We start from the raw sequence: 24,936 nt of genomic DNA on the forward strand, positions 1-24,936 counted from the left end.
AAATATTACTTTTATACATCAGAAAATTAGAATGTTTACGAAGTTAAGAGCTCATATTGAGAAAATTGTTCCGTTGAGTGATGAAGAATTTGAACATATTTCATCATTTTTCACCTGTAAAAAATATAAAAAACACCAGTTTCTGATTCAGGAAGGCGAGTTGGTGCCGTGCAATTATTTTGTGATCAAAGGTTTATTAAAGCTCGTGTATACGGATGATACGGCCAAAGAACATATTGTAGGATTCGCCATGGAAGATTGGTGGGAAACCGATTTTCAGGCGTATTACAAACAGACCAAAGCATCCATGTCTCTGGAATGCATAGAAGATACCGAAGTACTGTGTCTCCGTCTCGAAGATTACAGAAAACTGTGTGAAGCATTTCCAAAACTGGAACATTTCTTTCTCGAAAAGGCCTACATGGGATTTATTTCCGCTCAGCAGCGTATCATCTCATCAATGACTGTTGGAATCAAAGAACGTTATCAGCAATTGGTTGAAAAATATCCCTCCCTGATCCAACGTGTTCCAAAGTCACTTCTTGCTGCTTATCTTGGCGTTTCCAGAGAAACATTAAGCCGTCTGTCTCTTTAGTTTTGTGATTTTTATCACTTGATAATCGTGATCATAATCACGCGGATTTATGGTGCCTATTGAGCAATTTTGTAAAGTAAACAGAAAACAAAATTCAATGACTACATTAGAAAAAAGGACCGTAAATCCGTGGAAATGGCAGGAGGAAAGAAGCTATTCTCAGGCAGTGGAAGTGAAAAACGTATCAGGAACCTTATATTGTTCCGGTCAGGCCGCCATTGATCCGGACGGAACTTCCAGTGATAAAGACATGAAATCCCAGCTGGAACAGGCCATAGCCAATCTGGAAGAAGTGATCAGAACTGCAGATTATGAATGTAAGGGAATTGTCCGATTAAATATCTATACGACTTCCACGAAAGAACTTTGGCCCCATTTCCCGATCCTTCAAGAATGGATTGCAAAGCACAACATCGAGCAGGCTGTTACAATGCTGGAAGTAACCGGATTATTCGAAACGTTAAAAGTAGAACTGGAAGCGACGGTTGTTAAATAACCTGAATTTGGATTATGAGTTGGAGAGTTTGAGAGTTTGAGAGTTGGAGGGTTTGAGGGGTTTAGAGTAATTGAGTTGCTCTTTTTAGGTGTACTGGTTAAAATAACTTTGCTAGTTGCTAGTTGCTAGTTGCTAGTTGCTAGTTGCTAGTTGCTAGTTGCTAGTTGTTAAATCAATGGATAATCGTTTCATTTTTGACATCTATTGTCTGAAGTCTGATGTCTTGGTTCTTGGCTCTTGAATCTTGGCTCTTAGCTTTAGAATCTATCTTTCCCCATTGGCATCTCACCCAGTTTCCCTATTTTTGCGGAAACTCCATGACTCATGAAAAGTGTCCTAAGCTGGATATTAATTGCATTTCTTACGGTTTCCCTTTTGAATAACTGTTTCAGCAACAGTGTTCAGAAGGAAATCCGGGAGAAAGCCTCATTTCTGGCCGAGCTGAGGAAATTATATTCCTCCGGAGATGCTTCAAAATGGCCAAAACCCATCTTAGATCCCGATGCAAAACCCTTTTTTGCTGAAATAGGCCATCTTCCTGACATTCAGTTTCCTGCGGATAATCCCTATTCTGAAGACAAAGCAGTCTTGGGAAAAACACTTTTCTTCGACCCGAGACTTTCCAAATCCAACCAGATTGCCTGTGCGTCCTGCCACGATCCGGAACTGGGCTGGTGCGACAACAGAACCTTTTCTTTCGGGCACGACAGACAGCTCGGGATCCGAAATGCCATGAGCATTCTGAATGTAGCCTATGCAAAACCTCTATTCTGGGACGGACGTGCCGCCTCTCTCGAAGAACAGTCGGAAATGCCGATCCGGGATGAAAGGGAAATGAGTGGTCATATCGATCTTGCCGCTGGAAAAATAGCCAAAATCAAGGGCTATGAATTATTATTTGAAAAAGCTTTTGGTGATAAAACAGTATCAAAGGACCGGATTTCCAAAGCCATAGCAGCTTTTGAAAGAACAATAAAAAGTGGAACCTCCAAATTCGATCAGTTTATTGATGGAAAAGCAGAACTCTATTCTGATGATGAGTTGATGGGGCTGCATCTTTTCAGAACTAAGGCGCAATGCATGAACTGTCACAGTTCGGGGTACTTTTCAAATAACCAGTTTGAAAATGTCGGTACTTCTTTATTAGGTTCAAAAGAAGAAGATCTTGGCCGTTATCTTGTGACTAAAAAAGCTGAAGATGCCGGAAAATTCCGTGTGCCGGGTCTTCGTGAAGTCTCAAGAACAGGACCGTGGATGCATAATGGTTCTATGACCACACTCACAGAAGTGATTCAGTTTTACAGCAGAGGAAATCCGGAACATTCCCAAAAACGCTCAACAGTTCATCAGGGCATTACACTTTCCTCAGAAAAATCAACTTTTGTGAGATTACTGGATCTTACTGATATAGAAATTGCTCAACTTGAAGCATTCCTGCGGACTTTATCTACAAAACCGGAAAGAGTTCTTCCTCCTGCACTTCCTCAGTAATTAAAGCTCAAAATCTAATAATTATTAAAGATTCGTTGATCTGAATGTAAAGCTTTTTTGCTACATTTATCTGTAATCAATCAGTAATACCATCAATTCATGAATATTCAGCTTTTTTCAAAGAATGCTTTAGTAGGAGCAGCTACGCAGGGAATCGGTTTAGGAATAGCTTTGGAGCTCGCCAAATGTGGAGCCAATGTTACCGTAATGGCTCGTAATGAAACGAAACTTAAGAACGTGGTAGCATCACTACCGGTCATCAACTCTGATCAGAAACATCAGTATCTCGTGGCGGATTTCTCCAATTTTGAGAACTACAAAACCATTATTTCTAATTATTTTGAAAGTCATTCTGTAGACATTCTGGTTAATAATACCAACGGTCCGGAACCGGGTTTAGCTGTAGATAAAGGCGTGGATGATTATCAGAAAGCATTTGATCTTCTTTTTAAAACAGTTTGTGAAACAACGCTACTCGCCTTACCACATATGATTCAACAGAAAAACGGACGTATTATCAATGTGTCTTCACTGTCTGTAAAGGAACCTATCAATAATTTATCCCTTTCAAATTCCATCCGTTCGGCAGTGATTGCATGGGCCAAAACATTATCCAATGAAGTGGCGCAGCATCAGATCACGGTTAATAATATTTTAACCGGATATTTTGATACGGAGCGTATTCAGAATCTGATCAGTCATGAGTCCCAGCAAACCGGGAAATCTCAGGAAGAAATCAAAAAAGCAAGAGAACATAAAATTCCAATGAAAAGACTTGGAAAAACCGAAGAATATGGGCATCTGGCAGCTTTCCTGGCATCAGAATATTCGTCTTATCTTACCGGAACCAGTATTCCTTTAGATGGGGGATTGAATAATACATATTAACTCAGAGGATTTTTTAACGCAAAGTTTGAATATCATACTTCATATTTTTAGGAATGCAAAGAGGAGAATCAATTAAAATTGATTCGATGAAGAACATGGATAAAACGCTCGCTTATTCAGTGACGCAGTCACCCTTCTTTGCTTTCCTTGAAACTATGCATTTTTAGATTAAAACTTTGCGTTTAAAAAAAAATACAACCCAAAAACCAGAAAGAATCAACGTAAACATCTGTGAAAATCCGTGCCATCTGTGGTTAACTATTCATTAGAAACCTCCATCATCAGGCCATTCTTCCTTTCCGGTTCCGATGTTTTTTCGTAGTTTCACTTTCTTTTAATAAAAATACCACCACAATCTCCTATGAAAAGAAACTTTATCAACCAGAAAGAACTGTCCGACAAATTTTGGAATATTGAGTGTTCCGGAAATGTACAGAAAATATCTTTTGGGAAAACCGGAACCAAAGGCCGGGAAACAGTTAAAGAATATGCCGACGAAAAAGAATGTATTCTGGAATCTGAAAAGCTGATTCATCAGAAAATTAAAAAGGGCTACACTGAAATTCAGGAAAATGATGCCATTCCTCAGAAAGTTGAACTTTCGGATCATGAAAAGGCGGATATTTATTTTTGGGAAGCCATTGAGAAATCCAACAAATATAAAAAAGCCCACTGGAGCGAATATGATATTGAGGAACATATTGAAAACCTGACCGATTATTTATCCAAGTTTGGAAAGGACAGAATGATCCTTTTTGAAAAATCACTGCAGGAAAAGTTAAGCGAACTGTATACCGCTGAAATAGCAGAACTTTCAATTATCCTTGAATGTGACTTTAAGAAGGAAAATGGAGTCTATGTCTTTGATGATTATCTTTCAGATGATGGTTTTATCTATTTCAGATGCTGGCTGATCTTAAAGGGGAAAGAGTTTTTTGATGATATAAAAGCGGATATTCAGTCGTTTGTAAGTGGAAAATACAGTTTTAATATTGGAGACTGCTGGGCGGAAGGACTGCTTTATGTTGCGGATGATGCGTATGCCCAAAACCATGAAGATGAAGAATCTATCATAAAAGATACGGTGTATGAACTATACCCTGAAAACGACTATGATGGCATGGAACGCAGCATGAACCGTGAACCAAAAGGTGGTGCCGATTTACAGACAATGTACCCGAAACTGGTTGAAGAAATAGGTGTATTAAGAAGTTCATAGAATGAAGCCGGTTTATACCATATAAAATGAAAAATGCGGTTAAAATTTTAAGGGAGAAAAAAAATATGACTCAGACTGAGCTTGCTGAAAGGTCAGGTCTTTCCTTACGGACGGTTCAGCGGATTGAAGCGGGGAGCATTCTCAAAGGATTTACCCTGAAAGCTCTTGCTAAAGCTTTGGAAACAGAACCTGAAAATCTGATCTTCTCCAATGAAGAAACACCCAACATTGACCGGGCAAAGTTGATTAATCTTGTTGCTTTATCCGGTCTCATTATTCCTTATGGCGGAGTGATATTTCCTTTAATTTTAACTTATAAAACCAATGATCCCATCAATAAAGAACTAGGAAAAAATATCGTGAGTATTCAGATTATTCTGGCGGTTATCGTTTCCGTTTTAATGATTGTAAGTCCGTTTATCCAAAAGGAATTATCCCTGAAAATACCTCTTTTCCTCATCTTTTTAATTGCATTTCTCTGTGTCAAGCTGCTCATTATCATCAAAAATGGGATGTGCCTGAATAAAAACGGTGACTTGTGTATTAAGTTGAAAAACAGTTTTTTATGATTAATTACATGAAGATGACGTAAAGATGTCGTCTTATTTTTGCAGGAAAATCAGATCAGAATGCTGAATCTTGCAGAAAAATTTCAACATGAAAATCTTTAAGAAAATTTTGTTATCAATTGCGCTTTTGATCACGTTGTCATTATTGGGTGGATACTTCTATTTTGACAAAAAATTCAGTCCGCCGGAAAATCATCTGAAGGTTTCAGGAATTGCAGAACATATAAAGCTGAAATGGGAGGTTGCAGAAGGTAACTCTCACGCAGCAGTTCTTGTACCCGTCGGTCTCAAAGGAATTGAAAAGACCTTTTATATGCAGCTCGATTCCGGTTCTCCTACAACGTTGTTTTATAAAAAATCACTGGAATCCATCCGTACAAAATTTCCGGACCAGATTCAGATTAAGAATGGCGAAAATAAGCTTTCAATGCAGTTCAGCATAGGAAGTATGAACATAGCTTCTGATTTTGAATTATTGAATTATGGTCATGCTGTGGACTTTAACGATGCTACAACGAATCACATCATTGGAACCATTGGAACCGATCTGTTTGAAAAGAGAACTGTCATTCTGGATTTCAGAAACACAAGCTGTTCATTTATCGAAAATATTGATGAAAATGGTTTTGAATCATTAGAATTTAAAAAACGAAAAATCCTGATTCCCGGAACCATTGGAGATCAGAAATTAAAACTGCTTTATGACTCAGGAACCAGCGGCTATGAACTTCTTACCAATAAAGAAGAATGGGGAAAATACCGAACGCCGAACGGAAGAATTAAAGAAGAAAAAGGAAATTCCTGGGGAAATGTATTAACAGTAATTTCTGCTCCCGCTGATCAAAGCATCAAAATTGGCACCCGTGAACTGAAACTTTCGGAGGTGACCTATGTGGAGGGAACTTCGCAGATGCAAAATCTTCTCATGAAAACCTCTGGTATGAAGGGAATGATAGGGAATCAGCTTTTCATTAATTCTAAACTGATTTTAGACTGCAAAAACGAAAAATTTAAAGTGGAATAGAATTTTTTTAATAGTAATGTAATAATTCACCTGTCTGGGTTGTCTTACTATGTATTGAAATTACATAGTATATGAAGAACTGGTCTTTTAAAAAATGGAACACCGTTTTAGGATGGGTAATATTCACCATTGCCCTGATTACGTATTTCTCCACGATGGAGCATTATCTCAGTTTCTGGGATTGCGGCGAGTATATTTCCTCCGCCTCAAAACTTGAAGTAACGCATGCTCCCGGAGCAGCTCTGTTTCAGATTGTAGGAGCTGTAGCCAGTATATTTGCTCTGGGAAATGAAGAGAATTATGCCATAGTGATCAATTCGATGTCTTCCCTGTTCAGCGCATTCACGATTCTGTTTCTGTTCTGGACCATTACCCATTTTTTAAGAAGACTTTTAAATAAAGACTTTGAAGAAATAACCAAACATCAGGAAATTTCCATTCTTTTTGCAGGAGCGGTAGGCGCATTGTGCTTTACCTTCTCAGATTCATTTTGGTTTTCTGCGGTAGAAGGGGAGGTGTATTCTATGGCTTCTATGTTTATCGCCCTGTTGGTTTGGCTCGTGACCAAATGGGAAAATGAGTACAAAGCAGCTGATAATGAAAGATGGGTCATCCTTATTTTTTTTATACTGGGACTTTCCGTTGGGGTTCACATGATGTGTATGCTTGCGGTTCCTGCCGTATGTCTGGTATATTATGCCAGAAATTACAAATTCACCTGGAAAAACTTTATCTGGGCCAATGCGATCACATTAGGAATTTTGATCATTGTTTTCAAAATTATCTTCCCGTTGATCATGACCATGTTCGGAAGACTTGAAATATTCTTTGTGAACGGACTTGGACTGCCTTTTCACTCAGGAACGGTGGGTGCATTTGTACTGATGGTTGCTATCTCTTATTTCCTGATTAAATATGCCAGAAAAGCTAAAAAGAATGTGTACCAGACCATCGCTTTATCAGTGGTGTATATGGTTATTGGTTTCTCATGCTGGATGGTCATTCCTGTAAGAGCCAATGCCAATCCTCCTATGAACCTTAATGATCCGGATACAGCGATCGGAATGTTGGACTATTACAACAGAGAACAATATGGTGACTGGCCAACCATTTACGGCCAAAATTATACTGCTTTTCTTGATGCTAACGGGATGGAAAAGAACGAAGACGGAAGTTTTAAAACCAAAAAAACCGGCGAAACGTATGAAAAGGATGAAAAAACAGGAACCTATAGAAAAACAGGAGACCGTTTCAATTATGTTTTCAGTAAATCTCAGGTAAGCTTACTGCCGAGAATGTTCAACCAGGATAAGGAGGTGATGGCCAATTATATTGCGATGTACGGAGCTCCGGATTTTACTTTCAATTACGATAACGAAGAGGTAGCAGACAATCCTCAGGCGAAACAGATTTTTGATGAATTAAGATCTAAATACGAAGATAAATCCATCACAGCAGCAGATTATCTGAAAGTGAAACCTTATAACCTTATCAATGTTCAGAAGCCTTCACTGGCTCAGAATATGGATTATTTCATCACCTTTCAGAATGGATATTATTTTGTAAGATACCTGATGTGGAACTTCGTGGGAAGACAGAATGACCTTGAAGGGAAAATGGAAAACACGAGAGGAAACTGGATCTCAGGAATTTCTTTTATAGACAATGCTTTGCTGGGAAATCAGGATAAAATACCTGCTAAATTTAAAAATGACAGCACGGTGAAGTTCTTCTTTTTACCCTTGATATTAGGACTGATCGGATTTTTCTTCCAGTTGAACAGAGACTTCGGAAGATTCTACGCACTTCTTTCACTATTTGTTTTAACCAGTTTCGGGATTGTTTTCTACACTGGAGTAAAACCATTTGAAGTAAGGGAAAGAGATTATGCAATGGTTGGTTCGTTCTATGCATTTGCTATCTGGATAGGGCTTGGAGCTGGTGCTGTTTTATGGTTTATCCAGTCCAAAGTAAAATCCAATTCCATTAATCTTGTTTTAGGTGTCGTATTATTGGGTATTCCTTTTATGATGGGCTTCCAGAACTATGTACCGCATGACCGAAGCAAAAAATCAGCGGCGAGGGATTATGCCTATTCATTCCTAAAATCAGTTTCTAAAGATGATATTATCTTCATCTATGGAGACAACGATACGTTCCCGGTGTGGGCTATTCAGGAGACAGAACGCTTCCGGGATGATGTGAAAACAGTCAACTTTACGCTTTTAGCAACTCCGTGGTATATTGATCAGGTGAAAAGAAAGACTTATAATGCAACAGGAATTCCTACCCAGCTGACTCACGATGATTACAGAGATGGGGTGAACGACCAGATTTATATGATGAAAAAAGAGGATTGGGAAGGCGTTTTCTCAATGTTAAAAGAACAGGGCGTTCCGGATACAGAATTCGGGGCCTTTAGAAAATACCTTACTCAGGATTCTATGACGTTGAAAGAAGCGATGAGCTTTTTAAAATTTAAATCTTCTGAAAAAGATCATCTTTTAAAAATGTACTTTGGTGAGGAAAAATTTGAGGAGTACAATATCCTTCCGGTCAATAAATTCATCCTTCCGGTGAATAAGGAAAATGCATTAAAGGCAGGAATTATCACTCAAGCTGATCTTCCGAACGTTGTCAAACAGATCATGATTACTTATAAAGGAAATACCCTTTACAAAAACAACCTTATGATGATGGATATGCTGGCCAATTTTGACTGGAAACGTCCTATCAACTTTTCATCAGGAGGAGTTTATGACAGCGAGAATATTTTCTATCTGGATGAATATCTGCAGTTTGAAGGTTTCAGCTACAAGCTGGTGCCTGTTCATACGGCTCCAAGCCCGGACGGTGACATGGGAAGGGTAGATGTGAATTCTTTATATAATGCGGTGAAAAATTTCAGATGGGGGAATTTTAAAGACCTCAGTATTCATTATGACGAAGCCGCCACATCCAATATCATGGTGTACAGAATGGCAGCAGGAAGAGCCGCTTCAGCACTGGCATTGAGCGGACAAAAAGGAAAAGCGTTGGAAATATTAGACCTGGTTTCAAAAGAAATTCCGGCAGAAAAATACAATGATCCGCGTTCGCTGAGTTCTGTGGTAACAGGATATATCATGGCTGGACAGGAGAAAAAAGGCCTTCAGCTGGCTGAAATTCTGAAGAAAGAAATTTTCGAAGAATATGATTATTACCTGAGCCTTTCTCCAACATTCCAGAAGCAGTCCGCCAGACAGATGAGAGTGAAGCCGATGGAATATTCTATGGTGGTAGCAGCAGTCACAGATGCGTATAAAAAAATGGGACAGAATGAGAAAGCGTATGCTTACCTTGTGAAATCTATAGAGCCAATTGATAAAAAATTCAATGTTTTCATCAAAGAATTACAGCAGATGGGCAAAGAAAAAGCGACGAAGGAATCCGAAAATGTACAGAAAATTACTCCTTTCTATCAATATCTGTTCGATGTGATGCAGCCTTTTGATTCCACCTATTCAAAAGAAAAAGAAGATCAGATTACTAAGGCTATGATTAAGGTCACACAGTAAAATAGATACTTCTTTAAGTAGAGTATTTCAATAAGATCCAAAATCCGTCAAATCACAATTTGGCGGATTTTTCGTGTAAAGCCAAAACTAAAAACCGGATGATTGAAGAAAATTCTGAGTCCTGATCTATGTATTCGGTGAAATAATGGGAGTCAGCTGAGCTGAAAAATCAGCCAAAAGACCGATTGTCACCTTATTTTAGTTCAGATTTTAATTTTTTTTTAATTTTTTTTAAGGAGTAAATTCTGTTATTTTTAGTAAGTAAATATTTTCACCAATTATTGTTTTTCCCTTTGCTGTGGCTTAATGCAGGTGATTTGTGATATGAAATACTTTATGAAATAGCCTGCCAGAAGAAACCTGCATCGAACCGGAATAACCGGCATTCCTCCCTGTTTCGTGATTTTTTGTTTTGTATGTAAAATATTTTTTTATTTTTGTTTTGCAATTAAAATAATTAACAACCATGAAAAAATTAACAAAACTTAAATTTGATAAGAAAGTTATCAATGAGTTAACAAAAGTAGAACAGAGCTCTGTAAAAGGAGGTGAATTAGGAATGGAGCAGGAAGTAGGTGTTTCCAAAGATTTTGACACCCCAACATTTAATGACAAGTGTTTCGACGGAGGTTCTACAACTTTCAGAAAAGCTTGTACATGGTGTGGTTTCTTCCACAGTACTAAGTGGTAAAAAATAGCTAATTATTGGCTGCAGATGATTTGTTTTAATTAACAGATCATCTGTGTTTTTATATGGATATACTGCGAGGAACTTCTTAGCTGCTAATTTTATGAAACTCAAATTTTTTTTCGGAATTCTTGTTTCGGTTTTGATCGGGATCTTTTTTTTCAGTAAAAGAAATGCACCGAAAGAAGGTACGACCCTTTTCTACAATACCATTCAGAGTGTGGGAAGCGATTCTGCTGCAGGAAAAGAGAAAGAACTTTTGGAATTGTGTAAAGTCTGGGGTCTTATAAAATACCATTCATCCGACCGCGATCTCATCCGGTCGTCCGATGTCTCGCTTATCAAAGCATATGGGAAAATCATGACGGGCAAAGCTGGTCTAAATCTCTTAATCTCCCGGGATCTTCAATTGCCAGCAAATAATCAGTCTGATGTCCATCCATCCTATATCGGTTTTCTACCGGATGAAAACTGGATTGAAAATTCCGAAATCATTAATCAGGAAAATAAAAGAAATTTAATAGACTTTATTGCTGCATCTTACCAGAAATCCGGAGAAAGATTGGTAACAGCTGAAGACAATGGGGAATTAAGCTTTGAAGATGATTCTTTGTTTTATGACGAATCAAAAACAACACCTGCACAACGTTTCCTTTCCTTATGCAAGCTGTGGAATATTACCCGTTATTATTATCCTTATTTTCAAACTATTTCCGAAAACTGGAATCATGTCTTTTTTGAAATGCTGCCTGTATTCATCAATGCTGACACTGAGCAAAAATATTATGCAGCGGTTCAGATTTTCGGTTCCCGGTTAAAAGACAGTCATGTTGCCGTCAAAATGGGAGATTCTGATGAGTACGACGGAAAATATGTTGGTAATGCTGTTTTAAAAACAATAGAAGGAAGAACTTTTGTAAAAGGTTTTATTGTAAATTCTGTTCAGAGTGCACTCAAAAAAGGTGATGAAATATTGACGATTAACGGGAAGAATATTATTTCGGTTCAGGACAGTTTAAAAGAAAAAACTTCAGGTTCCAATGACATTGTTTTAAGCCGTGATATCAATCGTTTACTGTTGCTTTCCAAAAAGAAAACAGCTAAGCTCGAGATTGTAAGGCAAAACAGAATGATTACCGTTCAGGAACATTTAACGCATATCAATACCGCAAGAGAAACTGAAGAAAAACAGTATAAAAGCAATGCAGGAAAGGCGGTGTCAAAAATGATAGACAAGAATATCGGTTATATCAGGATCAATGATATCTTTTCCGGAAATTTCAGAGTTTCTTTTGAGAAAATCAGCAATGCTAAGGCCATTATTTTTGATGTAAGGGCTTATCCTAATGAAATTGCTGTAGATTTTCTGAAGTATTTCGATACCAGGCCTTTTCAAACCATGAATTTATACCGGGCAGATGTCACCTATCCCGGAATGATGAGGACCATAGAAAACGAAATGCATATTCCTGATGCTAAAAAAGACGCATACACGGCACCAGTGGTTATTTTGATCAATGAATATACCCAAAGTCAGGGCGAAAGTATGCTTCTGGCTATGAAATCAATAAAAAACTCAGTTACTTTAGGCGATTATACAGCAGGAACCAACGGAAATGTGATGGTGATCAAGCTACCCGGAAAAACAAAGATCCGGATGAGCGGAATAGGGGTACTGCTGCCTGATTACAGTGCCACTCAGAGAACGGGAATCAGACCTGATATTCTGGTTCAGGAAAATTCAGCTTCTTTAATGAAAGGTGAGGATATTCAGCTGCAAGAAGCTATTAATTATATCAACAAAAAACTATGAAAACCAAACGTATATTAACCCTTTTTTTGATAAGTTTTATCACGGTAAACTTATTAATGTACTTAGATTATGAAACTGTTTCACTGATAGAAATATACAGAAACTCCGAATCTACCATGGAAGTGGCTTTCGGAACAATGATTCTGTTTATTGTACTGTTGGTGATTTATTATATTGCTTATCTGATCAGAAAAAAAATGCTGCATGGAAAAACTAGATGAACTTAATACACTGATCAGAATCTGTGAAAAAGAGATCAAAGAAGATATTGTAGATCTGGGCATTTTCACCGGATATCCCGGACTGGCCCTGTATTATTTTGAAAAACATAAGCTGTTTAATGACAGTGAAGCATTTGAGAAATTTGAACATTATCTGGATAAATCCCTCAACGGGTTGCAGGAAGACAAGGTCTTTTCTTTATGCTCCGGTTCTGTAGGCATCTATTATCTGATCTTTTATCTTACCAAAAACGAATATTTTGATGAGCCTATAGAAGAATCTTTCGAAGAATTCCCTGAATATGCCGATGATCTTCTGGAGTATTATGCAGGAAAAAGAAATTTCGATTATCTGCATGGTTTTATGGGTGTTCTGTTCTTATGCCTTGAGCTGTATTCCTTCAGCACGGATGATGATTTTAAACATAAAATAAAAGATAGAATCATCACGGTCGTTCACCTGCTGAAATCCCTGTCAGTACCAGTTGACGAAGATAAAATTGCCTGGATATCAAAAGGGCTTTACAGTAAAGTGGAAGGCTTTTCATTTGGTTTTGCCCATGGAATTCCAAGTATCATAAGTCTGCTCAGTAATGTGTACACGGCTGGTATTGAAAAGGAAATCATCAAAGAAATGTTGGATAAGTCCTACAATTTCATCAGATCCGTACAGGGGGATTACGACGGTTCAAGCTTCCCGAATTTTATCACTGTACGCGACGGAGAACGTATTGCCACAGACAGCAGCCGTCTGGCCTGGTGCTATGGCGACTTGAGTGTAGGGATTGCGATGCTCCATTACGGAAAGGCACTGGGAAATGAAGAAAGTGTTTCCGAAGCTGAAAAAATACTTTTAAAAACTACGGAAAGAGAATACGGAAAAACAGGCGTTGTAGATGTGTTCTTATGCCACGGCAGCTCAGGGCTGATCATGATGTATCATTATTTGTACAGAGTTACCGGAAATGAAGCCTTTAAAAAAGCTACAGATTTCTGGACCCAGGATACCCTTAGCATTGGCAGCCATCCGGAAACCGGGATGAGAACATGGCTGGGCAGTGAAGGTTGGATAGAGCAGGATACCATTCTGGAAGGACGTACAGGACTGCTGCTGCAACTCTATGCCGTAACCCATAAAGACTATAAAAACCCATTAGAAAAACTATTTTTACTAGACCATGAACATTGAATTTATAGATAAAATGATCCTCAGGACACCCATCGGGTCTGTTGATGATCTTAAACCTATCCGTGAGATTAAAGATATTGCTACAGAAGGGTTGGAATTTGTGGAGAAAACCTTTACAGGACACTTCAGACTGGCGCTTCTGTATGCTACAAAAAATTTATTTGAGGAAATTACAAAAGCCTTAGAGACCAAAGATCTTCCGGAGAAAATGTTTTTCAGCTATATAAAATATTATGTAAGATACTGCTCCAGATCTACACCGTTCGGGCTGTTTTCTACTTATGGGGTTTGTGATTTTAAAGAAGGAGGTGATGCATTTTCCGTGCAGATAGAGGAGAGCGAAATCCGTATGAGAATAAGCCTGAGCTACATCTATGAATTAAGCAGAGAAATCAGCAGCAGCAAAAATCTGTGGAAGTACAGTTTTCTGTATCCCAATCAAACGGCTTTCAAGATTGCTGAAGATATTCGGTACAATGAGCTGTATATCAAGCCTTATTCTATGAATTACAGACTGTCATCAGTAGCGTCCAACGATGTTCTGGAATATATCTTTTCAGAAAGCGGACAGGGAATCTATTTTGAAGATCTGTCAGCAAAGCTTCAGGAAGAAGGCTACGAAAAGGAAGAAGTAGAGGAATACCTTGATGAACTGATTGAAAATAATGCCCTGCTGATGGATATTTTCCCGTCGCCTGCCACCAATCATTACGTAGAGGCATTCATAGAAAAATTGAAAAAATTTAAAGATAACGGAGAAGTTATTTCAATAAAGGGACAGGAAAAAACGGTTAATCAGATTGTTGAAGAAGTGACGCAGCTTCAGGATGATCTTAAAAACGGGATCAAAGAATCAGAAGCAGGATCATCAGAAAAGCTGGAGGATCTGATTCTGAATGAGATGCAGAATATTGATGTTACCAGCTTCAGAGACGGTGAGGCAGAGATTGGCAGCAAAGTCTTTCATAATGTAAAAAATACACTCTTTTCACTTTCCTACCTGAATTCCAGACGGAAAGAAAAAGATCCTTCACTGACCCAGTTTATTGATGAATTTAAAGATAAATACGGAGAATCGGAACTTCCGCTTTTACATGTGATTGATCCGGAGCTGGGTATCTTTACAGATCGTGTAAGCAGCATCTCCACACCATTTCTGGATGGAATTCTTTTTCAGACCGGAGGAGGAAAGGATTATAAATTTACAGAAGTAGATCAATATCTGTTCAGTAAATACCAAAATGCTTTACAGTTTGGGAAAACTGAGGTTGTCCTGACGAAAGAGGAATGTGCAAAATTCAAACCTTCCTATTCAAGGGTTTTCAGCCAGACGCTGAACTGTAATATGTCGCTGTTTAAAGATCAGAAGGGTCAGACAGTAACGGCTATTCATGGGGCATTCGGTTCCAGTGCGGTCAATAATATGGGGAGATTTACGCACGGCTCTGAAAAGCTGCAGAAGCTGGCCGAAAAAATTGTTGAAATAGAATATGAAAACCTGCATGAATCAGTAGAATATGCAGAAATTGTAGATCTGCCAAGTTTAAGGCATGGAAATCTAGTGGTGAGGGAAAACTATCTGAAAGACGAGATCCTGATCAATATTCCGGCTCCGTCAGATACGGGCAAAAATACTATAAAACTGTCTGATATTACCATTTCCATACGAAGTGAAGAGGTGATTTTAAGAAATAAAAATACAGGAAAGATCATCGTTCCGCGTTTGAGTAATTCCCATAATTTCCAGCTGCAGAACCTGTCTCATATTTACAGATTCCTGTCGCTGATTCAGGTACAGTGGGATTGCTCGATCAGCTTTTCATGGGGCTTTATCGATTCCTTTGCCAAGTTTACCCCTCGTGTTAAAATTGAAAAAATAATCGTTAAAGAAGCTGCTTGGAATCTGAACCAGACAGATCTTACCTTTTTAAAGGCAAAAGACGAAAATCTTTTCTCAGAATTCAAAAAATTCAAAGAAGAATGGAAAATTCCGGATCATGTTTATCTTGTGGAAGGAGATAATAAGCTTCTTTTTGATCTTTCTTCTGACGTTTTTATCCGTCTTTTCGTTTCTATGATTGCAAAAAAGGAGAAAATTACCCTGGTTGAAGATCTCGTTACAGAAAACTCCAATGTGGTGAACCCGGATAAAAAGCCCTTTTATTCTGAGCTCCTGATTCCTGTTATTATACAGGATAAAAAACAGAATTTCGAGTTTAAAGACCTTTCCGAAAACCGTTCCAAGCTGTCTCCGCTGTCAGAATGTTTATACATGAATATTTACACGGGCGAACAACAAATGGATTCCCTACTTAGGAATGAGCTTTTTGAACTGAACGGAAAATTGTTTGAAAAAGATCTGATCAATAATTTCTTCTTTATACGGTATAATGAAAACGGAACCCACATCAGGCTGAGGTATTTCATCAAAAACTATGAGGTATACAATGATTTGTTTGCCCATATCCGTGAAGCGATGGGAACATACATAGAGCAGGATATCATCAAGTCATTTGAGATCACTACCTACAAAAGAGAACTCGAAAGATATGACTATGCCGGCATTGAATTCTCTGAAACCTATTTCGGTAAAGAGAGTACCATGGTCATGCTTCTGTTGAGAGAGCTGGAAGAAATCGGGTTTGAAGACCGATGGCTTGCGGGAACTGTTTTCATAGATAAACTGATGGATAAGTTCGCTTATACGCTGGATGGGAAAATGGAATTTTTCACTCAGTTAAGCAGCCAGTTCAATCAGGAGTTCAATTCCAACAAAGCCCTGACAAAAGTAATAGCGACAAAATATAAGTCTTCCGAACAGGCAATTCACAGCTCTATTGGTTTGGAAAATAATGAATTAGCCAATGTTTACAGACTGCTTGATTCATTCCTGAATTCTTTCTCGCTTGATAATCTTTTAAGTGAAAAGGGCACAGAAGACCGCAACAGTTACGTGGGAAGCTTAATTCATATGTTCTTTAACAGGCTGCTTGTTTCCCAGCATAGAAAGCAGGAACTGGTGATTTACAATTTCATGCTGAAGTTCTACAAAACCCAGTTGAATAAAAAGACATCTGTAAAGGAAACTCCTGTTGTTTAAATAATTGAAAAATAAGTTGAAAGTCCATCGAATCTCCGATTCGGTGGACTTTTTTTATCCTTATATCGTAGGGAATCCTTGCCAAGGATATCAACAGAAACCTTTAACCTTGTAATCTTAATTTTCTTAACCCTTAGTCAGTCTAATTTAGTCTGCTGTATGAAGATAAAGTTGAGTGTTGCCGGAATTTTCTTGTTTTCCGTTATCACCAATGACTTCTGTAAACCCTATTTTTTTATACAGATTATAGGCTTTTTCATTTTTATCGGTTACTTCCAGAAAAATAGTGATGTCGGGAAATCTTTCAGAAGCTTCTCCAATCACAGCCTGAATTAATCCCCAACCAATATTTTTCCCCTGAAAATGTTCTTTCACATACATCTGATAGATACTTCCTGTATGGTTTTCCTCTTTTACAAAAGCACAGATCCCGATCAGTTCATCGTCAGAAAATGCCCCAACCACAAATCTGTCCTGAGTCTGATTTTCTATATCAGATTCCATTCTGAACTTTTCAATTTGTAACGCTTCCTGGTAAACAGCCCCGAATGATTCCGGAAATTTTTTCAGACTTTCCAGCCGGATGATTCTGTAATTTTTACTTTCGTGAGGTAAGAGAAAACGATTTTTAATATTCATGTAGATTAAAAATTTTAATTAATTTTTTCGTATTATCTATTAAATTTGAGAAAATATTTTTAAAATAAAATCATTCTTTTTAATAAAAAACAAATTATTCTCTTTTTTAATTAACATATTTAATAAGAATACTTCTAATTAGTATTTTTGTTTTCTGTTTTTTATTTAATTAAAAGCTTAAATTTGCATATATTTATAACGAAAAAACGAATAAACCATTAATATGTTTAATACGGGCTGTTAGACATTGAAAAAACTACAAGTTGCATAGAAAGGCATAATCCTGGAAAAAATAACGGATAAATTGTATATGAATACCATCCTACTATGAAAAAATTGATAGTCCGCACCCTACGGATGATTATATTATGTACTATTATTTCATGCAACCAGACTTCTACCTACAACCATACAGAAGACTATGATCTGCCTTTGATCACACAGAATAATGAAATGAATGCTTCAGGTGAATTTGAAGCACTCGTTCAGTTGAATGGTGAATATTTTAAAAAAGCAGGCAGAATGGGCTATGAAGAGGGGAAAGGGCTTTGCTTTCTCAATGTGGCCAATGTCAATTCTACAGAAGGAGACTATGAAAGAGCTCACATTCTTCTGGATAAAGCCGGAGAAAGTCTAAAGAAATCAGAAAATAATTTTCACAAGGCTAAATTTTATGACAGCTACGCGCATTACTATTCCCATCTCAAACAATATGACAAAGCAGTTATCTATAGTGATTCTGCACTTTATTCCTTGAAAAAAGCACCGGATTCAAAACTTAAAAAGAGGCTGATGCCGCGAATTTATATCAACCGGGGAACCTATTTTGCATGGAAAGGACAGTTTGGAAACTCACTGAAAAATTTTCACAAAGGAAATGCTTTGGAGAAATCCGCGTATTCCAACTGTATGATGGCCCAATATCATCTCTATACCAACAAATTGGACTCTGCGGGAATATATGCATTACGGGCAGAAGATATGATGAACCGTCATAAAACACCTGATATTGAAAGACTTTGGATCTATTATACAGTCGGGTATTACAATAATAAAATCAACCATTATGACGAAGCTGAGAAAATGCTGAAAAACGCACTGGAACTCAGTATAAAAACCAGGCTTACCTATTCTTTTCACATAAAAGAGGTATACAAAGCGCTTGCAGATCTTTACAAAAAGAAAAAAGACAGTGAAAAGGCTTATTTCTATCTCAATAAATACCTTGAAGAAGATGGCAGACTCGCCGAAGCCAGATTTGCAGCCATCAATACCACTACGGACAGTTTTATATCCGAGGCTAAAAAAGAATCGGATAAACGGGAAAACGATCTGTGGATTATCGGAATTCTGTCCCTTATTATCATTTCCGTATCAGGGATGTCTGTCTGGAAAAATATACAGCATTTAAAACACAGAAAAAGAAGTCTGAAAACGGAAACCGACACGCTGAAAAACCGCGTATATGAAAAGAAACTTCAGGAAGTAACGGATCTGGCTAAAAATAATGATTCTTCATTCCTGATGAAATTTAAAGAACTGCATCCTGAGTTTATCAGCAGTTTGCTGACTATTAACCCTGATCTTGAAAATTCAGAACTGGCTTTCTGTGCCCTGCTGAAGCTGCATTTCACCTCTAAGGAAATAGCGGATTATACTTTTGTACAGCATAAATCTATTCAGCAGAAAAAATACAGGCTTAGAAAAAAACTGAATATTGAAGGAGATCAGGATATTTATGAATTTTTAGATGCTGTTTAAACCCTGTTTTGTTTTGGAGCCGGGACAATGGTTTTATACCTTTATGGATTGAAATAACTATATACAAAAACGTATCATGATACGCTGTCTTATTTTCGCACTATTTTTCATCCTCCTTTCTTGCAGTACGGATTCCCATCGCTATGAAAAGGATTTCGATACTCCTTTACTGAAACAGAATGAGCAGCTGCGTCTTGCCGGTGATTATGATGCTTTGGTAAAACTGAATAAAGACTATTATCAAAAAGCGGAAAAAAAAGGATATGAAGAAGGAAAAGCACTGTGTTTCCTGAATCTCGGCAATGTAAATCTGCCCCTTGAAAACTATAAGAGGGCTGAATTTTTCTTTAATAAAGCAGAGAAAATCCTTAAATATTCAAAAAGTAATATTCACAGAGCCAAATTTTACAATGACTTTAGCAATTTCCAGCTTCACCTCAAGCGGCTTGATAAGTCTTTTGAGTATAATGCGCTGGCAATGAATTATATAAAAGATACGAAAAATTCTCCCTTCCGCAATGATGTTCTTTTTAAAATATACTACAAACGTGGAGACTATTTTTACCGGAAGAAAATGTATGATCCTGCGCTGGAATATTTCCGTAAAGCAGGAAAATTAGACCATTCAGGACGGGTAGAATGTGCCATTGGTGATCTCTATCTGTATGGTTTTAAAAATATGGATTCAGCGCGGATTTATCTCTCCACAATAGCGGAAAAATCCAACCGGCAGGGTAGGACGGATGGGGTCGCGCTTAATGCTAATACCGTTCTAGGTGAATATTATATGATCACCAAACAGTATGATAAAGCCGAGAAGTCACTGTTGAAAGCCTTGGAAATCAATAAGAAAACGAAATATGTCTTTGCTCAGTACACCAAATATGTCTATACAGATCTTAAATCTCTGTATGAAGGTATGGGGGACAAAGAAAAAGCGCTTTTATATCTGCAGGCTTATACTGAGGAAAGAAACAAATCTGACACAGCTTTGCTGGAAGCCATCAATCATGATATGGAAGGTTTTATCACTGAAACAGAGACCGATTCTGAACAGCATAGAAGCAAGGTATTGCTTTTGTGCATTGTGTCTGTATTTATTCTTTCGCTGGTAGCCATGTACCTTTGGAAAACCATCAAGCAGTTGAAGGAAAAAAGAAAAATGCTTAAACGTGAAGCAGAGCAGCTGAAAAATCAGATGCACGACAACAGCCAGGAAGAGGTTTTAGAACTGGCGAGGAAGAATGATCCTTCGTTTTTAGACAGTTTTAGAGAAGCTTATCCCGGTTTCATTGAAAATGTACTGGCTGTAAACCCGGAGCTTGAAAATTCAGACCTGGTTTTTTGTGCCATGCTGAAACTTCATTTTACATCTAAAGAAATCGCCAGCTACACTTCTGTTCAGCCAAGATCTGTTCAGCAGAAAAAATACAGACTCAGAAAAAAACTGAACATCCCTACAGAAACAGATACCTATCAGTTTTTCGACAGTTTGGTGTGAGATAGGTTTCGGATTTTCCGGGTCCAGATTCGGGTTGAGAGAGGATGATATATTTCAGACTAAGATTGAGGCCAAGGTTTAAACTGAGATTAAATGCTCAAATTTGGAACACGAACTTCAGCAACCCGCAGCGCTATCTCAACCCGAAACTCTAAAACCCGAAACCCGTACCTTGTACACTCTATAACTTCCATCTTCAGCATCCCACATTTTTGGACAAAAAAACTGCCTGATCATATCAGACAGCCTTCGAAATATTTTTTTCCATCATAACTGAAAACCAATTTCATCACTTGTTGTTTGTAGTTTCAAATTTGCACTTTTTATTAAGAAAATAGAAAAAATATTATACTACATGGGTACTACATTGTTATTTTTTTTCATTAATTATCAAAATATGATTAATTTTTAATGATACGACGAACTGGATTTTAATAGCTGTATCTTGCTGGTTTTTAGAAGTCTAATGACGGTAAAATGTGGTTTTTAAAGCTGACAGACTGTAATCTTAATGGATAACTGTCAAAATTGCCCCATTTTTAATTTTATTTAAATATTGCTACTTGTTTTTGGAGTAGTATATAAGTAGAGTGTTAATTTTTGGTTTTAAATTCTATATGTAAGAATTTTGAAAAGGATGATTTTTGAATTGTTCTCATTAATAAAAATTAGGAATTGCTGCCCGGCTCTGTCAGGTAGCTTTTTTATTTTTAAGATCATTAAGGACCGGAGAATTAAGAGAGGTTTATGGTTAAGGTTAAGGTTAAGGTTAAGGTTAAGGTTAAGGTTAAGGTTAAGGTTAAGGTTAAGGTGAGACTAAGATTGAGATGGAAGATAGATTCAAGATTCAAGAGCCAAGATGCCAGACGTCAGATTTCAGACACGAGACATGAGACTTTTAAAAATATCAATGGTGAATTTTGCTTCGCAAGTGAATAGTGAATTTGTATAGCAGACACAAGATATCAGATATCACAAGCTGTATTCATTAACTTAATGACTACAAAGCAGAAATGAGCAATGTATTTCAACCGCAACTGACAAAAGCCCACAACCAAAACAACCCGCATCCCGAAACTCTCAGGCAAGAACTCAGTTTCAGATATTCTTAATTTTGCTAATGGTTTCAGGCTTTTCCGGCAAATCCCAGGGATAATGTTAAGTATAGTCAATTGTGACTAGTTTTTAATGATCTGTAAATAAGCGTTTTATCTTCACGAAGTATCTGAGTAGTAGGCGGATTTATAATGGTTTCGCTTCAATAATGATAGATTTATTTTTTTAATTGAAGTTTCTGAGGTTTGACAGTGCAGACGGAAGACTGGTACTGGAAGGGAAACTGGAAGGACAGAAAACTAATTTGGCAGCATTGGTTAAAGGAGTGTACATCATTTCAATTACCAGCGAGACTGAAACTTACAGCACCAGGCTGATTAAGAAATAAAAAATGAGATGCTTCAGGTTGAAAAGGCAGATTAATCACCTGTCCTGAACTGGAGACAGATTTCATGGTACCTTTTGTGAAGAAAGAGTCCGGCGTATTGTCGGACTCTTTCTGTTTTTAGCCAATGGGTTCCCACAGCTGAATCTTGTTGCCCTCAAGATCAAGAATATGAAGGAATTTTCCATAATCATAAGTTTCAATACTGTCCAGGATTGTAACATTTTCCTTTTTCAATTCCTCTAACAGAGCTTCCAGATTTTCCACCCGGTAATTGATCATAAAATCCCTTTCAGAAGGTTCGAAGTATTTTGTATTTTCTGCAAAAGGAGCCCATTGAGTCAACCCTTTTTTGTTGGGATCTTCACTTTCACGCCACTCAAAACTTGTTCCGTATGGACTTGTTTCAAGGCCAAGATGGGTTTTATACCATTCGTTCATTGCGCCCGGATCTTTTGATTTGAAAAGGATACCTCCGATTCCTGTTACTTTTTTCATGTCTATTTTTTAATCGTTAGAATTAAGATCATCGGGAAGCTGATCTGTGCTTCCGTCTGTTTTCAAATATATGTAAAACTTTTTATCGGAATATTCTTTTCGTTTTAAATAATAAGCTTTTCCGGATGAAATAATATAAATGATCATAGAATAAAAGCTGTTGGTTTAAGAAAAATACAATTCGGTGATTTACATACAACATTCGTGATTCTGCAAACATCCGCCTGCTGATTTATGCTGAATTTTGTATCAATAAAAATCAACAATATGAAATTGAATCAGGTAAAATTAGGAAGCCAGGGTCTGATGATCCCCAATATCGGCCTTGGCTGCATGGGAATGACCGGTTTTGAAGGGGCCAATATGTATGGGGAAGCAGATGAAAACGAAGCCATTGCTACCATCCACCGTTCCCTTGAATTAGGCGGAAACTTTTTGGATACCGCCGATCTGTACGGACCGTTTAAAAACGAACAGCTTATCGCCAAAGCAATCGGAAATAACCGGGATCAGTACATTATCGCAACGAAATTCGGATGGGAAATAGATGATTCGGATAAAGTAACCTGGGCCATCAACGGAACCAAAGATTACGTGAAAAAGGCTGTGGAAAGATCCCTCAAAAATTTAAAAACAGATTATATCGATCTGTATTACATGCATCGCCTTGATAAAAATACTCCGATTGAAGAAACCGTTGGCGCCATGAGTGATCTTGTTAAGGAAGGAAAAGTTGGATATATCGGTTTGTCCGAAGTATCTTCCGAAACCGTAAGGAGGGCACATGCCATTCATCCCGTTACTGCTGTACAGAGCGAATATTCTTTATTCGAAAGAACAGCAGAAGAGAAAGGAGTTTTAGCAACACTGAGAGAGCTGGAAGTAGGTTTTGTAGCGTATTCACCATTGGGTCGTGGATTTTTGTCAGGCCAGATCCGTTCCATCGATGATCTTCCGGAACATGATTTCCGCAGAGGAATTCCCCGTTTTCAGGGAGAATATTTTGATAAGAATATTGAACTTGTAAAAGCTGTAGAAAGCATGGCTGAAGAAAAGAATATCACTTCTTCACAGCTGGCTCTGGCCTGGATCATCAGTAAAGGCATCATTCCGATTCCCGGAACCAAGCGCAGAAAATATGTGGAACAGAATATTGAAGCGGCTGGAATTCAGTTAAGTGAAGCCGATCTTTTAAAACTGGAAAGTATCGTACCTTTGGGAACAGATACAGGTGCTCCATATGATGAGTTCAGCATGGGGCTTTTAGATTAAACTATACATCATAAGCTATGAATACCATTCAGTCTGTTTCCGCTTTTCACCGTTTACTGTCGCTGCCGGAGCCCAAACATCCGCTGGTAAGTGTCATCAATTTATCCGAAAGCATATTTCTGGAGGACGAAGTCTGGAAGGGTTTTGTCAACAGGTTTTACTGTGTTGCCATGAAACGGGAATCAAAAGGAAAAGTAAGGTATGGCCAGCAGCATTATGACTACGATAAAGGAGTTCTGAGTTTTACTGCGCCCAATCAGGTGCAGTATCTCGACTTGGACAGCATGGAATGTGGGGCAGGATATCTGTTGATCTTTCATGAAGATTTTATATTGAGACATCCTTTAGCCCAGACCATTTCCACTTACGGATTCTTTTCCTATGCAGTGAATGAGGCTTTGCATTTGTCTGAAGATGAAGAAACTAACCTGATTGAGATTCTTCAGAAAATTGATAAGGAATGCCAGCATATCGATCAGCATACCCAGGAAATTATTCTGTCTCAAATTGATTTGTTACTGAATTATTCCAACCGTTTTTACGAGCGCCAGTTCATTACCCGGAAAAATGGCAATCAGCAGCTTCTGGCCAGATTTGAGAAGTTTCTGAATGATTATTTTGATCAGGAACAGTCTGCAGAAAAAGGCCTTTTAACCGTACATCTCATCGCAGAAGCCATGAACCTTTCACCCAATTATCTGAGTGATCTTCTCCGGATTCAGACAGGCCAGAATACCCAGCAGCATATCCATGAAAAGCTGATCAGTAAAGCCAAAGAAAAGTTGTCTGCAACTGAATTGTCAGTGAGTGAAATCGCGTACAGTTTAGGATTTGAACACGCTCAGTCTTTCAGTACATTATTTAAGAAGAAAACCAGAATGGCTCCTTTAGAATTCAGAGCAGGATTTCGTTTTAACTGATTCAAAAAACTATTTTGAAGGAATTTACTGAAATGCTTACATTTGGGTTCTGCC

At 37.8% G+C, this 24,936-nt stretch carries 21 protein-coding genes; 18 read left to right on the top strand and 3 right to left on the bottom strand.

The window, feature by feature from the left end; all coding sequences use genetic code 11:
• Positions 1-31 precede the first annotated feature (31 nt).
• The 13 genes from IW22_RS18865 (at position 32) to IW22_RS18925 (ending at position 16,850) form a co-directional block, all read left to right on the top strand.
• Positions 32-595 (top strand): Crp/Fnr family transcriptional regulator, encoded by a 564-nt coding sequence (locus IW22_RS18865; protein ID WP_034729651.1) that lies wholly within the window; start codon positions 32-34, stop codon positions 593-595.
• 97 nt (positions 596-692) lie between these two features.
• Positions 693-1,091: a RidA family protein gene (locus IW22_RS18870; protein ID WP_034729655.1), complete on the top strand. Its 399-nt coding sequence runs from the start codon at positions 693-695 to the stop codon at positions 1,089-1,091.
• Between the two features lie 324 nt (positions 1,092-1,415).
• A complete protein-coding gene (locus tag IW22_RS18875; RefSeq protein WP_034729659.1) occupies positions 1,416-2,582 on the top strand; it encodes a cytochrome-c peroxidase in 1,167 nt (388 codons plus the stop codon).
• A 99-nt stretch (positions 2,583-2,681) separates the two neighbouring features.
• Positions 2,682-3,470, top strand: a complete 789-nt coding sequence (locus IW22_RS18880) for an SDR family oxidoreductase (protein ID WP_034729662.1) — start codon at positions 2,682-2,684, stop codon at positions 3,468-3,470.
• A gap of 361 nt (positions 3,471-3,831) precedes the next feature.
• A complete protein-coding gene (locus tag IW22_RS18885; RefSeq protein WP_034729665.1) occupies positions 3,832-4,689 on the top strand; it encodes a DUF4240 domain-containing protein in 858 nt (285 codons plus the stop codon).
• Between the two features lie 26 nt (positions 4,690-4,715).
• The gene (locus IW22_RS18890; RefSeq protein WP_034729668.1) at positions 4,716-5,258 is read left to right on the top strand and encodes a helix-turn-helix domain-containing protein; all 543 of its coding nucleotides are present in this window, start codon (positions 4,716-4,718) and stop codon (positions 5,256-5,258) included.
• 88 nt (positions 5,259-5,346) lie between these two features.
• Positions 5,347-6,282: a hypothetical protein gene (locus IW22_RS18895; protein ID WP_034729789.1), complete on the top strand. Its 936-nt coding sequence runs from the start codon at positions 5,347-5,349 to the stop codon at positions 6,280-6,282.
• A 71-nt stretch (positions 6,283-6,353) separates the two neighbouring features.
• Positions 6,354-9,839: a DUF2723 domain-containing protein gene (locus IW22_RS18900; RefSeq protein ID WP_034729671.1), complete on the top strand. Its 3,486-nt coding sequence runs from the start codon at positions 6,354-6,356 to the stop codon at positions 9,837-9,839.
• 466 nt (positions 9,840-10,305) lie between these two features.
• Positions 10,306-10,530 carry a hypothetical protein gene (locus tag IW22_RS18905; RefSeq protein ID WP_034729675.1) on the top strand — a complete coding sequence of 75 codons (225 nt, stop codon included), beginning with the start codon at positions 10,306-10,308 and terminating at the stop codon, positions 10,528-10,530.
• A 100-nt stretch (positions 10,531-10,630) separates the two neighbouring features.
• Positions 10,631-12,340, top strand: coding sequence for a S41 family peptidase (locus IW22_RS18910; RefSeq protein ID WP_131401765.1), 1,710 nt, complete (start codon positions 10,631-10,633; stop codon positions 12,338-12,340).
• Positions 12,341-12,396: 56 nt separating this feature from the next.
• Entirely contained in the window at positions 12,397-12,561 is a 165-nt protein-coding gene (locus IW22_RS24475) for a hypothetical protein (RefSeq protein ID WP_165571910.1), read from the top strand.
• Positions 12,545-13,750: a lanthionine synthetase C family protein gene (locus IW22_RS18920; protein WP_034729684.1), complete on the top strand. Its 1,206-nt coding sequence runs from the start codon at positions 12,545-12,547 to the stop codon at positions 13,748-13,750. The genes IW22_RS24475 and IW22_RS18920 overlap by 17 nt, the downstream gene beginning before the upstream one ends.
• Positions 13,740-16,850: a lantibiotic dehydratase gene (locus tag IW22_RS18925; RefSeq protein WP_034729687.1), complete on the top strand. Its 3,111-nt coding sequence runs from the start codon at positions 13,740-13,742 to the stop codon at positions 16,848-16,850. The genes IW22_RS18920 and IW22_RS18925 overlap by 11 nt, the downstream gene beginning before the upstream one ends.
• A gap of 147 nt (positions 16,851-16,997) precedes the next feature.
• Here IW22_RS18925 and IW22_RS18930 read toward each other — a convergent pair whose 3' ends face one another.
• Positions 16,998-17,489 (bottom strand): GNAT family N-acetyltransferase, encoded by a 492-nt coding sequence (locus IW22_RS18930; RefSeq protein WP_034729690.1) that lies wholly within the window; start codon positions 17,487-17,489, stop codon positions 16,998-17,000.
• Between the two features lie 327 nt (positions 17,490-17,816).
• Here IW22_RS18930 and IW22_RS23800 point away from each other — a divergent pair, with 327 nt between their 5' ends.
• The 3 genes from IW22_RS23800 (at position 17,817) to IW22_RS24065 (ending at position 22,195) form a co-directional block, all read left to right on the top strand.
• Positions 17,817-19,250, top strand: a complete 1,434-nt coding sequence (locus tag IW22_RS23800; protein ID WP_131401766.1) for a tetratricopeptide repeat protein — start codon at positions 17,817-17,819, stop codon at positions 19,248-19,250.
• A gap of 76 nt (positions 19,251-19,326) precedes the next feature.
• Positions 19,327-20,751 carry a tetratricopeptide repeat protein gene (locus IW22_RS23805; protein WP_051891311.1) on the top strand — a complete coding sequence of 475 codons (1,425 nt, stop codon included), beginning with the start codon at positions 19,327-19,329 and terminating at the stop codon, positions 20,749-20,751.
• A gap of 1,285 nt (positions 20,752-22,036) precedes the next feature.
• Positions 22,037-22,195 (top strand): T9SS type A sorting domain-containing protein, encoded by a 159-nt coding sequence (locus tag IW22_RS24065; protein WP_081873981.1) that lies wholly within the window; start codon positions 22,037-22,039, stop codon positions 22,193-22,195.
• A gap of 117 nt (positions 22,196-22,312) precedes the next feature.
• On the opposite strand, the gene IW22_RS18950 is transcribed toward IW22_RS24065, so the two are convergent.
• Together IW22_RS18950 and IW22_RS24480 are read right to left on the bottom strand one after the other, a co-directional pair.
• Positions 22,313-22,690, bottom strand: a complete 378-nt coding sequence (locus tag IW22_RS18950) for a VOC family protein (protein WP_034729694.1) — start codon at positions 22,688-22,690, stop codon at positions 22,313-22,315.
• Positions 22,691-22,699: 9 nt separating this feature from the next.
• Complete coding sequence (locus tag IW22_RS24480) at positions 22,700-22,837, bottom strand: hypothetical protein (RefSeq protein ID WP_165571911.1); 138 nt, start codon at positions 22,835-22,837, stop codon at positions 22,700-22,702.
• A 120-nt stretch (positions 22,838-22,957) separates the two neighbouring features.
• Between IW22_RS24480 and IW22_RS18955 the strand changes: the two genes are divergently transcribed.
• Together IW22_RS18955 and IW22_RS18960 are read left to right on the top strand one after the other, a co-directional pair.
• The gene (locus IW22_RS18955) at positions 22,958-23,962 is read left to right on the top strand and encodes an aldo/keto reductase (RefSeq protein ID WP_034729795.1); all 1,005 of its coding nucleotides are present in this window, start codon (positions 22,958-22,960) and stop codon (positions 23,960-23,962) included.
• A gap of 17 nt (positions 23,963-23,979) precedes the next feature.
• On the top strand, positions 23,980-24,882 hold the full coding sequence (locus IW22_RS18960; protein ID WP_034729696.1) for a helix-turn-helix domain-containing protein: 903 nt from the start codon (positions 23,980-23,982) through the stop codon (positions 24,880-24,882).
• The last annotated feature ends 54 nt before the right edge of the window (positions 24,883-24,936 follow it).

The sequence above is a fragment of the Chryseobacterium sp. JM1 genome, from assembly GCF_000737715.1.
GTDB lineage: Bacteria > Bacteroidota > Bacteroidia > Flavobacteriales > Weeksellaceae > Chryseobacterium.

What these genes read in the sequence shown, in the direction of transcription:
- IW22_RS18865 (WP_034729651.1), top strand. Translation starts at nt 32, where the DNA reads ATGTTTACGAAGTTAAGAGCTCATATTGAGAAAATTGTTCCGTTGAGT.
- IW22_RS18870 (WP_034729655.1), top strand. Translation starts at nt 693, where the DNA reads ATGACTACATTAGAAAAAAGGACCGTAAATCCGTGGAAATGGCAGGAG.
- IW22_RS18875 (WP_034729659.1), top strand. Translation starts at nt 1,416, where the DNA reads ATGAAAAGTGTCCTAAGCTGGATATTAATTGCATTTCTTACGGTTTCC.
- IW22_RS18880 (WP_034729662.1), top strand. Translation starts at nt 2,682, where the DNA reads ATGAATATTCAGCTTTTTTCAAAGAATGCTTTAGTAGGAGCAGCTACG.
- IW22_RS18885 (WP_034729665.1), top strand. Translation starts at nt 3,832, where the DNA reads ATGAAAAGAAACTTTATCAACCAGAAAGAACTGTCCGACAAATTTTGG.
- IW22_RS18890 (WP_034729668.1), top strand. Translation starts at nt 4,716, where the DNA reads ATGAAAAATGCGGTTAAAATTTTAAGGGAGAAAAAAAATATGACTCAG.
- IW22_RS18895 (WP_034729789.1), top strand. Translation starts at nt 5,347, where the DNA reads ATGAAAATCTTTAAGAAAATTTTGTTATCAATTGCGCTTTTGATCACG.
- IW22_RS18900 (WP_034729671.1), top strand. Translation starts at nt 6,354, where the DNA reads ATGAAGAACTGGTCTTTTAAAAAATGGAACACCGTTTTAGGATGGGTA.
- IW22_RS18905 (WP_034729675.1), top strand. Translation starts at nt 10,306, where the DNA reads ATGAAAAAATTAACAAAACTTAAATTTGATAAGAAAGTTATCAATGAG.
- IW22_RS18910 (WP_131401765.1), top strand. Translation starts at nt 10,631, where the DNA reads ATGAAACTCAAATTTTTTTTCGGAATTCTTGTTTCGGTTTTGATCGGG.
- IW22_RS24475 (WP_165571910.1), top strand. Translation starts at nt 12,397, where the DNA reads ATGTACTTAGATTATGAAACTGTTTCACTGATAGAAATATACAGAAAC.
- IW22_RS18920 (WP_034729684.1), top strand. Translation starts at nt 12,545, where the DNA reads ATGGAAAAACTAGATGAACTTAATACACTGATCAGAATCTGTGAAAAA.
- IW22_RS18925 (WP_034729687.1), top strand. Translation starts at nt 13,740, where the DNA reads ATGAACATTGAATTTATAGATAAAATGATCCTCAGGACACCCATCGGG.
- IW22_RS18930 (WP_034729690.1), bottom strand. Translation starts at nt 17,489, where the DNA reads ATGAATATTAAAAATCGTTTTCTCTTACCTCACGAAAGTAAAAATTAC.
- IW22_RS23800 (WP_131401766.1), top strand. Translation starts at nt 17,817, where the DNA reads ATGAAAAAATTGATAGTCCGCACCCTACGGATGATTATATTATGTACT.
- IW22_RS23805 (WP_051891311.1), top strand. Translation starts at nt 19,327, where the DNA reads ATGATACGCTGTCTTATTTTCGCACTATTTTTCATCCTCCTTTCTTGC.
- IW22_RS18950 (WP_034729694.1), bottom strand. Translation starts at nt 22,690, where the DNA reads ATGAAAAAAGTAACAGGAATCGGAGGTATCCTTTTCAAATCAAAAGAT.
- IW22_RS24480 (WP_165571911.1), bottom strand. Translation starts at nt 22,837, where the DNA reads ATGATCATTTATATTATTTCATCCGGAAAAGCTTATTATTTAAAACGA.
- IW22_RS18955 (WP_034729795.1), top strand. Translation starts at nt 22,958, where the DNA reads ATGAAATTGAATCAGGTAAAATTAGGAAGCCAGGGTCTGATGATCCCC.
- IW22_RS18960 (WP_034729696.1), top strand. Translation starts at nt 23,980, where the DNA reads ATGAATACCATTCAGTCTGTTTCCGCTTTTCACCGTTTACTGTCGCTG.